At 49.6% G+C, this 15,523-nt stretch carries 13 protein-coding genes; 3 read left to right on the top strand and 10 right to left on the bottom strand.

Translation table 11 applies throughout. The features are described 5' to 3' along the window. Positions 1-159 precede the first annotated feature (159 nt). Entirely contained in the window at positions 160-516 is a 357-nt protein-coding gene (locus PGY33_RS10620; RefSeq protein ID WP_270478555.1) for a type II toxin-antitoxin system PemK/MazF family toxin, read from the bottom strand. Between the two features lie 113 nt (positions 517-629). Then, a complete protein-coding gene (locus tag PGY33_RS10615) occupies positions 630-989 on the bottom strand; it encodes a hypothetical protein (RefSeq protein ID WP_118481101.1) in 360 nt (119 codons plus the stop codon). A gap of 1,935 nt (positions 990-2,924) precedes the next feature. Between PGY33_RS10615 and PGY33_RS10610 the strand changes: the two genes are divergently transcribed. Next, positions 2,925-3,518: a recombinase family protein gene (locus PGY33_RS10610; RefSeq protein ID WP_118481102.1), complete on the top strand. Its 594-nt coding sequence runs from the start codon at positions 2,925-2,927 to the stop codon at positions 3,516-3,518. Beyond that, positions 3,503-3,697 (top strand): hypothetical protein, encoded by a 195-nt coding sequence (locus PGY33_RS10605; protein ID WP_118481103.1) that lies wholly within the window; start codon positions 3,503-3,505, stop codon positions 3,695-3,697. Before PGY33_RS10610 ends, PGY33_RS10605 begins: the two co-directional genes overlap by 16 nt. Before the next feature lie 155 nt (positions 3,698-3,852). On the opposite strand, the gene PGY33_RS10600 is transcribed toward PGY33_RS10605, so the two are convergent. Together PGY33_RS10600 and PGY33_RS10595 are read right to left on the bottom strand one after the other, a co-directional pair. Next, on the bottom strand, positions 3,853-5,001 hold the full coding sequence (locus PGY33_RS10600; RefSeq protein ID WP_270478552.1) for an SLC13 family permease: 1,149 nt from the start codon (positions 4,999-5,001) through the stop codon (positions 3,853-3,855). Positions 5,002-5,201: 200 nt separating this feature from the next. Continuing rightward, entirely contained in the window at positions 5,202-6,263 is a 1,062-nt protein-coding gene (locus PGY33_RS10595) for an S-layer homology domain-containing protein (protein ID WP_158575236.1), read from the bottom strand. A 165-nt stretch (positions 6,264-6,428) separates the two neighbouring features. Between PGY33_RS10595 and PGY33_RS10590 the strand changes: the two genes are divergently transcribed. After that, positions 6,429-7,790, top strand: a complete 1,362-nt coding sequence (locus PGY33_RS10590) for a stalk domain-containing protein (protein WP_158575238.1) — start codon at positions 6,429-6,431, stop codon at positions 7,788-7,790. 467 nt (positions 7,791-8,257) lie between these two features. Here the strand turns inward: PGY33_RS10590 and PGY33_RS10585 are convergent, their stop codons facing one another. The 6 genes from PGY33_RS10585 to PGY33_RS10560 all read right to left on the bottom strand — a co-directional run bounded on the left by PGY33_RS10585 (position 8,258) and on the right by PGY33_RS10560 (position 14,626). Then, positions 8,258-9,052 (bottom strand): hypothetical protein, encoded by a 795-nt coding sequence (locus PGY33_RS10585; RefSeq protein ID WP_270478545.1) that lies wholly within the window; start codon positions 9,050-9,052, stop codon positions 8,258-8,260. A gap of 28 nt (positions 9,053-9,080) precedes the next feature. Further along, positions 9,081-10,358, bottom strand: a complete 1,278-nt coding sequence (locus PGY33_RS10580) for an FAD-dependent oxidoreductase (RefSeq protein WP_117491949.1) — start codon at positions 10,356-10,358, stop codon at positions 9,081-9,083. Positions 10,359-10,371: 13 nt separating this feature from the next. Further along, positions 10,372-11,877 carry a tripartite tricarboxylate transporter permease gene (locus PGY33_RS10575; protein ID WP_270478543.1) on the bottom strand — a complete coding sequence of 502 codons (1,506 nt, stop codon included), beginning with the start codon at positions 11,875-11,877 and terminating at the stop codon, positions 10,372-10,374. A gap of 16 nt (positions 11,878-11,893) precedes the next feature. Then, the gene (locus PGY33_RS10570; RefSeq protein WP_270478542.1) at positions 11,894-12,352 is read right to left on the bottom strand and encodes a tripartite tricarboxylate transporter TctB family protein; all 459 of its coding nucleotides are present in this window, start codon (positions 12,350-12,352) and stop codon (positions 11,894-11,896) included. A 166-nt stretch (positions 12,353-12,518) separates the two neighbouring features. After that, a complete protein-coding gene (locus PGY33_RS10565) occupies positions 12,519-13,514 on the bottom strand; it encodes a tripartite tricarboxylate transporter substrate binding protein (RefSeq protein ID WP_270478539.1) in 996 nt (331 codons plus the stop codon). A gap of 80 nt (positions 13,515-13,594) precedes the next feature. Further along, positions 13,595-14,626, bottom strand: a complete 1,032-nt coding sequence (locus tag PGY33_RS10560; protein WP_270478537.1) for a LacI family DNA-binding transcriptional regulator — start codon at positions 14,624-14,626, stop codon at positions 13,595-13,597. Positions 14,627-15,523: the final 897 nt, after the last annotated feature.

The following is a 15,523-nucleotide window of genomic DNA, read 5'->3' as shown; positions in this document are numbered from 1 at the left end:
GCAGTCTCCACCTGCTCTGCGACGAACTTCACAGCTTCGATCACCATCGCAATCGCGGTGATGATAACGCTCGGCTTGATATCTTTCATGGTGTTTTCCCTCCCTTCACTTAGTTATCGGATTTCACACGCGGTTTTTCACACTTCCCGGGAAATTTTTTTACTGCATCAGTCCCAGACTGATTGCCGCAGCCTGATCGACCCGGCCCATCATTTCCACATTCAGGCTGCACAGATAGCGAGATAAGCGCGTTTTGTCGATCACGCGAATCTGCTCGAGCAGAATGCAGGAATTTTTCAGCAGACCGCTGTCCGCACCGCACCAGACGTGTGTCGGCAGCGGCTTTTTCGTGCGGCTGCTGGTCAGCGGCGCCACAATGACGGTCGGGCTGTACCGGTTGCCCATATCGTTCTGCAGCACGACCACCGGCCGTTCGCCGTTCTGTTCGTAACCGACGCCGCCGTGCAGGTCGGCGAAAAACACCTCGCCGCGGCGGATTGCGGTATGTACGCTCAAATGCTTCACCTCTTTTTGCCCTTCTATTTCTATATCAGCGGATTTTCGACCGATTTCACACTTCACGAAAAATTTTTTTCGGAGAACAGGAAAACCGCCTGTTCTCCTTTTTGTTACAGCCGCCGGGTTTGGAGTTCCAGCTTGACAATCTGCTGCCAGTACAGGTGCTCGAAGGCGATCTCCGGCTCGGTCTGTCCGTCAGCCAGATGCAGCGTGCGGCCGGTGAACCTGCGTCCGGCGACCGACTGCAGCACCGGGCGTTCGTCCGCGAGCGTTACCAGCTCGGCAAGCAGCTCCACCGGCAGTACGGCGGCTATGGCATCCGCCTGCTCGATCAGCGGGCGCAGTACGTCCGCCTGTTTTACGGTTTGGGTGTACGGCAGCACCTGCACCGTATCGCCCAGCACGCGCGCAAGGTCGCGCAGCTGCGGTTCGGTCATGGCGTGGCGCGATATCCATAACACGGTTTTCAATTTTTCACCTCCCCTGCTGTGGATTTAGGTCTGCTTAGTAGCAGATGGTGTCTTTCACCCAGTCGAGGAGCGGATTGTCCTCGCCGAACAGCGGAAAATCCAGCCACGGCTCACGGATTACAAACATGCGGTTCACCTCTCGTCCTTTCTAAGTCCTTCTGTATAGGTATCAGAAATTTTTCGGCGGTTTTCACAGTTCGGGCAAAAAAATAAAACCGACCTGTCAAAATTGACAGATCGGTTTTTGGCTGTCCCCCGCAGGGGCGCGAGTTGTTACAAGACTAAAAATGAACTTCATGAGTTCTTCGGAACGTTGCTGTCCCCGCAGGGGCGCGAGCTGTTACGAGAAATATCTGGACATCAGAGCGAAAGCCATTGGTTGCTGTCCCCCGCAGGGGCGCGAGTTGTTACAGAAGCTTGGTGAGACTGAGCCGATCGGTATTATGTTGCTGTCCCCCGCAGGGGCGCGAGCTGTTACATTAAGATGGATCAGGCTATCATCAAGGAGAGCTTGTTGCTGTCCCCCGCAGGGGCGCGAGCTGTTACGTTATCTCGAAGTAATGATTTCGCCAGAAGGGGAAATGTTGCTGTCCCCCGCAGGGGCGCGAGTTGTTACGATATTCTGCTTGATGGTGAACAGCGCGTTGAGTTGCTGTCCCCCGCAGGGGCGCGAGTTGTTACTATAATGTTCGATCTCAATTTTGACCTGGGCGAATAGTTGCTGTCCCCCGCAGGGGCGCGAGCTGTTACAAGGATGAATACCAGGAGAAGATCGGTCGAGAGGGGTTGCTGTCCCCCGCAGGGGCGCGAGCTGTTACGATTTAGAGAATTTCGATATCGATGAATTACATTTGCTGTCCCCCGCAGGGGCGCGAGCTGTTACCACGAATGGGCAGTCTGTGACGAGCTGAATCCGTTGCTGTCCCCCGCAGGGGCGCGAGTTGTTACACAAAGACCACGGTAGCAAATAGCACATATCGAAACAGTTGCTGTCCCCCGCAGGGGCGCGAGTTGTTACGCGCGGCTGGTATGTGCTTGTGATCGACGGCTGCGCGTTGCTGTCCCCCGCAGGGGCGCGAGCTGTTACTCCGAAATATAGTCGTCGCGACGAGAAGAGCTTGGAGTTGCTGTCCCCCGCAGGGGCGCGAGCTGTTACGTGCAGATTTCGCTACATTATCGCTGTTCATTCAGTTGCTGTCCCCCGCAGGGGCGCGAGTTGTTACTAATGATGGCAATGTTATTCGCGCAGAGAGTTATTGTTGCTGTCCCCCGCAGGGGCGCGAGTTGTTACTCTGCGAGCGTGGTGGTATCTGGACCAATGTAAACGTTGCTGTCCCCCGCAGGGGCGCGAGCTGTTACGTTAACGCTATTCAGGTTACTCTTCACAGCAAGCCTCGGTGTTGCTGTCCCCCGCAGGGGCGCGAGCTGTTACGGCGATATCCGATATGAAGATTTGGTTTGCAAGAAGTTGCTGTCCCCCGCAGGGGCGCGAGCTGTTACATGACGTTCTACGGTTCATGGATTCCATGACAAACGGGTTGCTGTCCCCCGCAGGGGCGCGAGCTGTTACATATAACAAATTGATCACGAAATCCATGGTGCGTTAGGTTGCTGGCCCCCGCAGGGGCGCGAGCTGTTACAGCAAAAATGCGAAAAATACAATGCGGATTTTCGGCATTCCTACAATCTTTTTGTATTATCTTCTGTATTTTTGCGTATCCATTCGTGATATTGTCGGTTTTCCCCGGTGCGAACCTGCCTGTAACAACCTTATTTACTGTTATTATAACACGAGGTTCGCACCAAATCAACCGGTCTCAAAACCTTCAAGTATTGCCACCGGTTGCAAAACCCGGTGGCATAAGCTATAATATGGGTATCAAAACATATATTCAAAACTCGCGGTGTCAAAACCGGGAAAACGGGGGAATTTACATGACATTCGGCTACGCGAGAGTATCCACCAAAACGCAGGCACGCGACGGCAACAGTCTGGACGCGCAGCAGGCGGCGCTGACGGCGGCGGGCGCGGAAAAAATCTATACAGACACCTTCACCGGCACGAAGATCGAGCGCCCGGAGTTCGACAGGCTGCGGGCGCAGCTACGAAAAGGCGATGTGCTCATCGTCACCAAGCTCGACCGCCTCGCGCGGTCGGTGTCGCAGGCGTCCGGCCTCATCACCGAGATGATCGACGAGGGCATCACCATCAACGTATTGAACCTCGGCATCCTGTCCAACGACTCGGTCAACACGCTGCTGCGTAACGTGCTGCTGTCGTTTGCACAGTTCGAGCGCGACATGATCGTGCAGCGCACACAGGAGGGCAAGGCGGTCGCGCGTGCCACCGACCCGAATTTCCGTGAAGGCCGGCCGCCGAAATTCGACACCGAGCAGCTTGACCATGCAATGGCTCTGCTTGAGGACCATTCCTACGCGCAGGTCGTCAAGCTCACCGGCATCAGCAAGTCCACGCTCATCCGGGAGAGGAAGCGGAGGAAAATGCAATCCATATGCCAAGTGGTTTAAGAACTCACGTGCAAAAGAATTACCTCATTAGCACTGGCGGCGGCATTGGCGGCACGTATGACGGCATCACCGTCACTGAAACCGAAACCGTTCTTTTTGTTGGAATGAAAGAATGGAATTCGGCTGCATGGGGGAATGATCCCAATAGTTTCAAGGCATGGGAACTTAAAAAGTGGTAATTTCATTTTCCTCAAATAAAAGAAAAGTGACAGGTTCTTGCCTGTCGCTTTTCTGTATAGTAATCTCCGATCTTTTCATTGGAAAAAGCAAAGTGCCGCGGAGAATCTTTTGCGAAGAAAGAATTGCTATAGCTTTTGTAATTCCGGGAAAACCTTTATCTAAGAAAAAAATACAATATTAACATGAATATCATGAATATAATATTGGAGGCTGTGAATATTCCCAAATACCTCCCTCTCAGATTCCTGTTTTCTTTTGCAATATATTTGAAACTTATCAGGCTTGCCATGGATGCAATCAGAGTGCCGAGACCTCCAATATTGGTTCCGACAATTAAAGCCCGGTAATTATCTGTAAAGCCGGATAAAAGAAGCGCAGCGGGAACATTGCTCATAATCTGACTGGCAAGAACAGCAGTAAGTGTTTCCCTTCCTGCCATGATTCTTTCCAGAAAACTGCTGAATTGCGGAATCCTTCCAAGGTTGCCGATAAAAATAAATAATGCGATAAAGGTGGCAAGCAGGGAGTAATCCACCCTGCTTATATTTTCCCTGTTTCTTAGCAGCATATATATAAGAACCAATACAAGAGGAATCTGGTATGGAATGATACGTGCAACAGTGAGCAGGCAGATTGTAAATAAGATCAGGTAAGCGGCCAGGTATTCCATGTTAAGTTCTTTTCTGTCCGAGAATCCCAAAAGAGTTTTATCTTTTTCGGAACCGCATACGTGAGGTGCTTTGGCAGCGGCTGCCTGTATCCATATCAGAAGAAGGATAAGTGCTGTGGCGGAATAGGGAAGCATCAGGGTTATTAATTCTGCCGCGGACATCCCTGCTCTGGCATATAGATAAAGGTTCTGCGGATTTCCGATTGGTGTGAGCATGCTTCCGAGATTAGCAGCGATTGTCTGCATGGCTGCTATTTTAAGAAGCCAGTAATTGCCCAGTTCCTTTGGCAGTTTATGCACAATGATCAGTGCAAGAGGAACAAAAGTAATCAATGCCACATCATTGGTGATCACCATTGACAGGAAAAAACATAAGAGTACCAACAGCCTGATCACACCCACAGTTCCCGATGTTCCCATCAGCAGTTTTTTGGCAAGTATATCAAAAACACCAACAGCCTTCAAACCAGCTACAATTGCCATCAAACAGAAGAGGAGCCCGAGAGTCCTGAAATCGATATAAGTAAAATAAGCCTTATCCGTTCTGACCCAGAACATAGAAAGAAGCGCCAGGATCACTGCAATTGACAAAACGGTTTCTTTCCTGAAAAAAACATATAATTTTTGTAACATAATATTTCCTTTCCGTTCCTCCTGGCTATCGTATGTGGCAGAAAAAAGAATCTAAACTGGAACTGGCAGCCTCCATGATCCGGCAGGTTATGCCTGAATTTCAGGAAAAAAGCAGGTTATTAAAGGCCTTAAAGCAGCTGATTCATCAACAAGTCTATCATTTATAAAGTTGTAAACTGGTGTAGGGATATATACTGCTGTTAATTCATTGCGCCTGTACTGGTGAAATTAACATTATAGCTATAGCGGTAAGGGTCGCTGCCATACGTTTTAACATTGATATTATGATCAGTAAACGTCAGCACATATTTAATCTTCTCCATCGTTGAGGGAACTTCTGAATAGCACGCGGTTCCGTTTGCAACTGCTGTATTCGCAGAAGTAAATTTCGCTTTTTCCGCCGTGAAAAGAATCACGCGTCCGGACTTGATGTGGTCGAACTGAAAGGTTACTTCCTTGTCTGTTACATCTGTAATTTCAAGCGAACAGCCAAGCCAAGGACGGCTTGTGTCATTGTCAGAAGCAAAATATTCACCTAAAAAGCTCGCAGGACCGGAGGTCGGTTTTGCTTTCAGCTGAAATGTCTTACGCTGATCCGGATCGATCATACGGGTAATAATTGCGGTTACTTCTGCACGGGTAACATATCCTTTCGGATTAAAATGTCCGTATGCCGTATTGCCGGTCAGAATGCCTGCACGGTAAAGCATATAGATGCGGTTGGAGATCTCATCGAAAGACCCGTCTTCGGTATAAATTTTATTTTCGGTCAAATCAAGGATTTGTCCATCCGGCACATTATTAATAGCGGTATATGCAGAATCCGGCAGCGCCTTGCTGATCCAGTATGCAAAATGCCAGCGCTGCTCATGATCCCTGCCACCGAAAATGCTGTCTCGATAACTGCTGTCGATATACTGCTCTACATAATAATAGTACTTATCAGCCCAGCTCGATGGATTTTGCACTTCAACGATTTCATTGTGATGGTATGCCGCATGAATGCGCGCCAGAAAAACAGTCAGTTGATCGGTAGTTAAATTCTGATCGGGTGAAAATTTAGATGCGCTCGTACCGGCAGTAATCCCAAGTTCATAAGCCGATTTGACCGAATTGTAATACCATGCTGTTGATGGCACATCCGTAAACTGATCGGAGTAAGTACGCGTATTGTTGAAGCCATCAAGCAGTGCGCCTGCCGCCGGAATACTTCCGACCGCCATAACAGCCGCCATGGCAATGGAGATCAGTCTTTTTTTCATTTTCATACCCCTTATCCTGTTTCGTGTTAATGTAAATTATATTGATACCATTATATCCTATCCATGTATTGAATGCAATGAGAATAGTAAATAGTCGGAAACTGTGGTATAATCAGGTTATTATGGTTTCCATTATCATTCAAAATATAAAAGGGAAGAAAAAGTATGAACAGGCATGAAAATCAAACGATGAAAATATTCGGCAAGCGGCTGACCGCTGGTCTGCTGGGTGCGGCACTGGTGATGAGTATGCCGTTTGCGTCCGCGCTGACGCAGAAGAACATCACGGTTGGTCGCGGCGTAACGGTTTATGTGGATGACCAGAAGCTCAATCCGGGTGACGCAAACGGCAATCCGGTAGAGCCAATGCTGTACAACGGCACAACCTATCTGCCGATTCGCGCGGTATCTGCGGCGCTCAATGTGCCGATCGCATGGGATGGAACGACGTCCAGTGCGTATCTCGGCGAGCATAAGGTAGACCAGAATGCGGTAAACCGTGCAAAAGCGTATGTTTCGGTGATCGAGCAGTTGCAGAGCAAGTACGGCAAGCGCGCTGTCAGCGGCAGTATTATAAGCGGTCTGGTGACGGCGATGCTGATTGATTTTGACGGTGACGGAAACGAAGAACTGCTTTGCGTTTGCAATACGAAGGACAAGATTCCGGCTGACCAGTGGGATAAGCATGGTACAAATGCGTCCAGTAAGTATATGGTTTACTCGTGGAATGGATCTTCTGCGGTAAAGTTGGTTGAGAAGGAAGTACCGTTTATCTTTACACAGAATGATTCTCGTAATTTCCCGCGTAGTCTGGAAATACTATCTCGTGATGGAAAGAAATATTTGTTCTGGCAGCCGGCTGGTGAATGGGTTGCATGGCCCGGAACGGATGGTGTATCGATTGAAGATCAAACACTACTAAGTAAAGATTATGTGGAAACCATTGTAGACTCCAAATGGCAGATATCCAAGGGATATGCATTTTATGATGTGGTATACAAGGTGAAAGAATACTTGGACAACGGTGTAGTGCTTGACTATAATACCGTTGCTCATGAGGGTATGAGTGTTGACCTTGTTACTGGCAAACAGAATGACTATGGAAATGCCTCTGAACAAATGCATACATGGCTTGAACAGGGAACTATAACGCAATACCGTACAACACTTTACAACGCAGACTTTGATAAAATTGTTCCGTCGAATCTGGCTCCTGCGCCAGATGCTGTGCTTGCTAAGCTGAAAGCTATCGCCAACTCGCAGTCGTCCATTCTGGGCGGCAAGGCCTCGGGCGAGTACAATGCGAAACGTCGAATGGAAAAGCTGGCTGTTGAAACCGGGGTTAAGGTCTATGTGAACGACAAGCTGATTGTTCCGACCGACGTCAACGGCAAGACGGTTGACGTGCTGCTTTGCAAGGGCACGACCTATCTGCCGGTCCGCGCCGTTTCCAATGCACTCGATCAGGCTGTTGCATGGGATGGCGCGAGCTACAGCGTATACATCGGCAGTCACAAGGACGTATAAGTTTCAGGAGATCTCTGTATGCCCTCAAAAGATATGAGCGAAATTCTGTCACGCTGCCGCACTGGCGATTCGGCCGCACAGGAGCAGCTGGTGCTGCAGCCGATCACGAAGTCTTGGGAATCGACGATTGTGAACAGGTTAGCAACATATTTGCCTATAATCCTACTACCGGAGATCGAATTCCGAACGATGAGGTAGAATGGACAGTCAGTGATCCGACTGTAGTAACCTACGATCCAGTAAATGGCGCTATCCGTTCGGCGAGCCGGAAAAATAAAGGAGCCTCCATCGCCGTGCGTGGAAGCTCCTTTTGGGTAAAGTAGGGTGATATGATTTTCAACAACTGAGATCTGGAAAACAAACAGGAGGAGTCGGATATTTGTTTATCCGGTCATGAAGATTGGGTAAATACACGCCGATCGCTGGAGCGATTTCATACCTGCTGTCTCAGACAGTGTATTCACGTATCACAGACTTGCGGCAATATTCCAAATAACCTGCAGGGCATTCTTCACCGTGAGTAATACGTTTCGTACGTCCTCCTCTTTATCGCGATATGCCATGTCACGACAATCCTTAATCGTTCCGTCGATGGGATCAAATCCCATCGTCCAGATGTCAGTATAAGGACTATCCACGGAAATTGATCTCTCAATGCCAACCTGATTCAGGCTGAAAAACTGATTGGGCGCCAGTGTTTTCATGCGTTCATATACACCGTATCCATTTGCACCGTTGGCTTCGGTAAACGTCAGGAGCAGCGTTGTCAGGGCATATTCCATCGTTGCTGCTGCACGTTCATTGCCCAGTTCACGCGCCCGTTTGTTCAATGGCTTAATCAGTGTCATGTACGGCAGCACGCTGCCGAGCAGCTCACCGTTATTCTCTTTCGCGATAGCTGGCAGATATTCTGCCGCATATTCCAGAAGCGCATAAACTGCGTTCACATCCGCTTCCGTGCAGCCGAGGTTCTCCGCTTTTTCCAACAGAGATACCAGCAGAATCACCATAGATTTTACGCCGTTCTCCGGCAGAGTACCTGTCGACAGCACTGCAAGCGCCTTTGACGCTTCAACATCTTCCAGACTGGCGTTTTTTACGATCTCTCCCATGGACATCGTAAGCTTACAGGTGCCTGCGGCATCCCGGTATTGAATCCACTTTCCATTGCCATAAGCACAGGCGGCAATATCTCTCAGCTTGAACAGTCCGCTTTTCAGCGACTGCTCTGCTGTCATCGTGCGGGGCATTCGTTTCAGCATAATATTAACTGTGTCTCCTTTCCTGAGTTTACGGTTCTACATTCGTTCTGCGCAGTTCATCCTGCACTTCGTGAATATCTAATTCCAGCGGCTTTTTGTTCTGCGCAACACACATCGCGGCAACAATACCCATAGCATGCCCCATATTCATTACAATCGGCATTACGCGATAGCTGGAGTGTGCCTTATGCGTACCCGAAATATTGCGTCCGTTCAGCAGAATACCCTCCACCGTCTTTGGTACAAAGCAGCGCAGTGGGATCGTATACGGCTTCGGCTGCTTGAACGCCTTGTATTCACCATTGGCATCCAGTCCGGCGCCTTCTACATTGTGCAGATCAAAGAAGAAATTCGACTTGGTAACTACCCAGTCTTCAAAGGTACGAGCCTGCGCAATATCCTGCTCGTTCAGCTGATAATTCGCCTCAAACCGGCGGGTTTCACGCACACCGATCACATCGGCGCTGTCGATCAGATAACAGCCCTCATATCCCGGCACATGCCGGCGCAGAAATGCAATAATCTCGGGAAGCTGCTTTCTGCATACGTATTCAGCACGATTCAGATCTCTTGCATTTGTGCCGTCCACATCGGTCATATTGCTCATGTTGACTGTGACAACGCCGGGGAGCGACGAAGGATACAGCAGGATATGACCTGCCGGAGAGGGTAATTCCTGACGACCGAGTGTTTGCAGATCGCCTTCCGGCAGCTGGACCGTATCCTCAAAGCCCCAGAAGAACATGGCGCGATCCATATCTACGCCGGCAACCTTGAACATGATCGTCATCGGCTGCATACCGCCGTCCGTCGAACGTCCCTTTTCAAACGGAACGCCCGCACGTGCGGCTACGTCGCCGTCGCCGGTCGAATCGATCACCATTTTGCTCAGGATCGCTTCCCGGCCGGATTTGCTCTCTGTGATTACACCCGCAACGCGGTTTCCCTCCATAATGACATCGCTGAAGCCTGTGTACAGCTGTACATTAACGCCGGCCTCCATCAGCATATCCAGCATCAGAATACGCAGTTTTTCCGGATTGATGACCTGCTCCGCTTCACAGTCGCGTGCCTTTTCGCGCAGCTCTTCAAAGCAGCCGCCGTCCTGTCTGCCGGTCCAATGACTCATAATGCCCGTGGTTGCCACACCGCCGACCGCGCCGTATTGCTCGATCAGCATCGTTTTTCGTCCCATGCGTGCTGCGTGCAGGGCGGCGCCGAAACCTGCGGGGCCGCCACCTACAACAAGGACTTCCGTTTCTGCCGCAACCGGGATCTCCCGGCTCGGCTCAGTATAATACTTCATCTGAAACTCCTTTTTAATCTAACTCTGTTTTTTGCTTTTTTCTGTCCTTTGCTGCCTTGTAGAAGAACATTCCAATCGAAAGCACAGCCAGCGCAAGGAACAACAGGCTGAACGGCCGTGTTACGAAGATGGACAGAGAATTGCTGGACATTACCATCGAGTTGCGGAAATTCGTTTCCACCAGATCACCAAGAACTACGCCGAGGATGATCGGTACAACACTGAATCCAAGCCTGCGCAGCAGGAACGAAAATGCGCCGATGATGACCGCCAGAAGTACCTGGAATGTGCTGGCTTCGCTCGAATAGACACCGGTAATGCAGTAAACAATGATGATTGCGCTCATCAGCTCATAAGGAATACGTGTGATATTGGCATACAGCGGGGTAAACACACGACCGATAATCAGCATCAGGATATTGATAACGACAAGACCAATCATAATGCCGTACAGAATATCGCTGTGCTCCTTGAACATGGAGGGACCGGGCACCATGCCTTGCAGCATAAATGCACCCAGAAGAATTGCCGTACAACCGTCACCGGGCACGCCCAGTGTTGTAAGCGGAATCAATGTAGAACCGGTCGTTGCATTATTGGCAGACTCGGTTGCGGAAACGCCTTCGATCTCGCCGTGACCGAAATGATCACGGTATTTGGAGGTCTTTTTCGCCTGATCGTAGCTGATAAAAGCTGCAATGCCGCCGCCTGTACCCGGGATAGCACCCACAATCGTACCAATCAGCGAAGAGATTGTCATTGTTTTGAGGCAGCGCTTGATCTCTGCCCAGGACAGCTTCTCATGGTCCAGCTTCAAATGTTGACTGCGCGTCGCATCTGTACGCGGATTATAATCCGAGCGGCTGAGCAATTCGGCAATTGCGAACAGACCGACCAGCGTAACGATCAGCGGGATACCGGCGCCCAGTCGACGGACACCAAAGGTAAACCGAAGCGTACCGCTGACCGAATCCTGTCCCAGCAGTGCAATGAAAATACCGATCAGGCCGCCGAGCAGACCCTTGATGATATTGCCGTTCGAGATGCTTGCAATAATAGACAATCCAAACACTGCGATGCAGAAATACTCCGGAGGGCCAAACATCTGTGTGAAATGTGCAATTTTCGGTGCAGCAAACAGCAATACCAGCGCACTGAACAGGCCACCGAAAAACGAGGCATACAGCGCCATCGTCAGAGCCTTCAGCGGCTTGCCCTGCTGTGTCAGGGGATAACCATCCAGCACAGTCGCTGCGCTCGAGGGCGTACCCGGTGTATTGATCAAAATTGCAGTAATGGAGCCGCCGTATGTGCCGCCGCAATACAAGCCAAGCAGCAGAAGCATCGCCGGGATCGGTTCCATACTGTATGTAATCGGCAGGCACAGGATGATCGCGATATCCGCAGTCAAACCCGGAATGGCACCGATAACGATACCTGCCAACAGACCGATGAAGATAGCAATGAAGCTCTCTGCCGAGGCCATCAGCGCCAAACCGGTCATCAAGTTATCTAACATATGCGCTTCCTCCTTCTTATGGCAGAGTCACGCTCATTGCCTGAAATGCAAAGTACGCAACGATTACATTTGCACTGGCAATCGCATAGAACCACCATTTTCTCGTACCGAAATACAGCAGAATGCCATTGGCAAGCAGCAGCGAGGAAATGATGAATCCGATATGCGGAAGCAGCAGCGCGTATGCGATCAGCATGGCAATATAGATTACCGGTTTCAGCCGCAGCAGATTTTCTCTGGTAAAAATGGCTCCTGAAATCGTGTATTCGGTCTTTTCCTTGGACAGGATACCCTGCACCAGCAGGATCACGCTGCAAAGTATCATGCCGCGGATCAGAAGCGTCGGAACTGTTGCAGCAGTCACCGCGCTGGTTTCATACGTCCGGATCTGCGATGGTATCAGAATATGCAGGGCAACAGAAACGATCAGAAACAGAACGCCTGTTATCATATTCGAATTTAGCTTTACTTTCAATCTTGTCACCTCTCATACCAGATTAAAAGGCAATACCGCATAATTTTCGCAAAGCACCGCGGCAGTGCGACCGGAGCCTGCACAAGGAGCCGCGGCAGCGCGACCGGAGCCTGCGCAAGGAGCCGCCGCTTTCATTGTGCGGTATTGCCTTAAACAGACCAGCCTGTTACTTGAGCATCTCCACGTATTTGTCCATGCTGTCCATCTGATCCTCGATAAACTGCGTCACTTCGTCACCCTTGGCATCCCACAGCGGATAACCCATCTCGTCCATAAAACCGGTGAACTTGGAATCGGCATATACGTCATCGAGCATTGCATTCAGTTTGTCTACAATCTCCTGCGGAACGTCCGAGCGAACAGCCAGACAGTCCATGCCGGCAAATTCAACATCAACACCCCAGTCCTTGATGGACTTTACTTCACCGTACGGAGTCTGAACCGTTTCCGGATAGAAAGTTGCGACCGCCTGGATCGTACCCTCTTCCTGATGCGAGTAGTATGCCGGAGGCGTACCCAGACCGCAGTCTACCTGACCGGAAACCACTGCATTGATCGATTCTGCCTCGCTGCCCATAACGACCGGCTCCGCTTCGATACCAAGCGCCTTGAACATTGCAGAAGAAACAACGTACTGGTCACCGCCCGGGCCGGAGGAAGTTGCATACGTGATCTTATGCGTTTTGCCGTAGTTGATTAGATCATCAAACGTCTTCATGCCGGATTTCTGCGGATTAGTGAAGATCATCAGCGCAACCTGACGCATACCGCGCAGCATAGTGAAATTAGAAAGCTCATAGGATACATCGATGTACTTCGGAGTCAACGAAAATAACGGACCGTTGGTGACGACCATAGTATAACCGTCCGCATCCGCATCCATGGCATCCATCATGCCGATGGTGCCGGAAGCGCCTGTGTGATTTTCTACAATGATCGGCTGATCAAAATAATTCTTGGCCACCTCCGAGATCTTGCGGGAGATGACATCGGCACCGCCGCCGACACCCCACGGACAAATGATTGTTACCGGTCCATTCGGGTAATCAGCCGCATCTGCCGCAGCATTGCCTCCCTTTGCATTGGCACCGCCGCAGCCCGTCAGACCTGCCAGCAGCATGGAGCCCGCCATCAGCATAGCCATCAATTTTTTTCCTTTCATTTTCTTTTCCTTCTTTCTTTTTCATATTTGAAACGCTTTTTCGCGTTTGCATACGTATTCAATTGCGGAGAATAAAAGAATTATTCTCCTGCTGAGGGACAGAATGTGTCTCGGATGATCAATTTGCTGTCCAGTATATACCGGTAGGTATCCGGCAGTTTGTTCGATGCCATTGCCATGACCCATTCTACTGTTAAATTGATAATCTTGTCATAATCTATTGCCACAGTGGTTAAATGCGGCGTAAACCAGCTGCCCATCGGGATATTATCCGAACCAATCAGAACCACATCATCCGGCACCTGAATTCCCTGCTCGCGCAGTGCTTCCAGCGCACCTAATGCCATCATATCGTTCTGCGCAAAACATGCTGTACCCGGCTGGAACAGTTCAATATGCTCCAAAACCTGCTGCGTAGCCTGCTTCAGGTTGTAATCTGCATGCAGAATGTGCGTATCTGGCAGCTTATACCCATGCTGATGCAAAACACGTGCAAAAGCTTCATGTTTATGTATCACGTCGATTCGATGTTGCGGTCCGATAATTTCCACAAATCGTGTATAGCCAGCTTCGCAAAACGTCTTACCGACCAGACTGCCAATCTGTGAATGGCTCGGGGCGATCATATACGACTCATTCAGTGATTCATTCGTATCGTAAATATAGATAAATGGAATTTTTGTTTCATGCAGTAGGCTTTTGACTCGCTCACCCACCTGCGGTCGGTTAAAGATCAGAGCATCAAACCGTCGATTACTGATACTCTTCTCGATGGAAAAAGACTCACCGTATTTCCCTTCATCGAACACCGGCACCAGATCCAGCCCTTCCTTTACGAGCTGCATACGTATGCGATAGTAAATATCACTTTGAATATAATGGTTTGCAAAGCCGGTAAAATCCTCTGAGAATACATATCCGATCACACCGGTGCGGTTGGTTTTTAACCCCCGTGCGTTAGTGTTAAACTGAAAAGAGTATTTGTTCGCTAGCTTTTTGACTCTTGCCTTTGTTTCTTCTGAAACCAGCGGACTGTCATTCAGGCAACGGGAAACCGTTGATTGCGACACACCAGCTAATTTGGCAAGTTCGACGGAAGTAATCGTTTTCAACTGTTTTCACCTCTTTGCATACGTATGAATTGCTTGTCTTATATCTTGCCTTATATATAGCATATTTGAAAAATAAACACAATAGCCAAACGAATATTTGCAATTATTTCGTTAGTATTATCCAAATTCTCATAGCTGTTTTTAGTGCTCTTGCTCTTACTGAAACCAGACCGGACCCTGTTCGAGATTCAGAAGCACTTTTCCCTTACGGCAGCAAAAATCAACTTATCTCCACACCTGCCGCTGCCAAATAAACCCGAAGCACAGACTGCTTTTTCAGTCTATGCTCCGGGTTTTGTTTATTGAGAAGAAAAGGTGTGGTATAGTCTGACAAGCAACGGATTTGATGGTGCAAATCCAGCTTGACGGGGTGGAAGCCCCGTGTCCCCCCCCCCGTTTTTTCAGCCACACGGCAGTTTTACAAGAGGGACGGAAGCGAGATACTTACTCCATCCACGGGTCGATAACGACCTTCATGCTTTCGCGGGTCATACCGGCCTTCACGGCATCTTCTGCCTGCTTCCACGGGAAGTGATGGCGGAACAAGACGCTCCCACGGGAAGGTATCCTTGTGGCGCAGCATCCTTTCCATCACGGTTTTGTATTTATTGTGCGTGTGATTCGTCATGCCGACAATACGCAGCTTGCACGGATTGAGATAAACGGCCACGGTATACTCTCACTTTTATCTCCTGTATTGTCGGTAAATTGTCCGTATATCCTGTATTCCATAACAGAATTTCAGCATAAAGTTAAAAAGTCAAAAAGTCGTAAAGCTATAACTTTGTGACTTTTTGACTTTAGTATTTCCGGAAGTTACGCAAAAAACTGATCGAGTGCCTGCCGTACCAGCTCGGACATATCGCAGTCGCGGTGGAAGGCTGCCGCCTTGAGCTG

This window comes from Butyricicoccus sp. AF18-9LB (assembly GCF_027684505.1).
Taxonomy (GTDB): domain Bacteria; phylum Bacillota; class Clostridia; order Oscillospirales; family Butyricicoccaceae; genus Agathobaculum; species Agathobaculum butyriciproducens.
The sequence above is the reverse complement of the archived record's forward strand: the minus strand, read 5'-3'. Positions and strand labels throughout refer to the sequence as shown.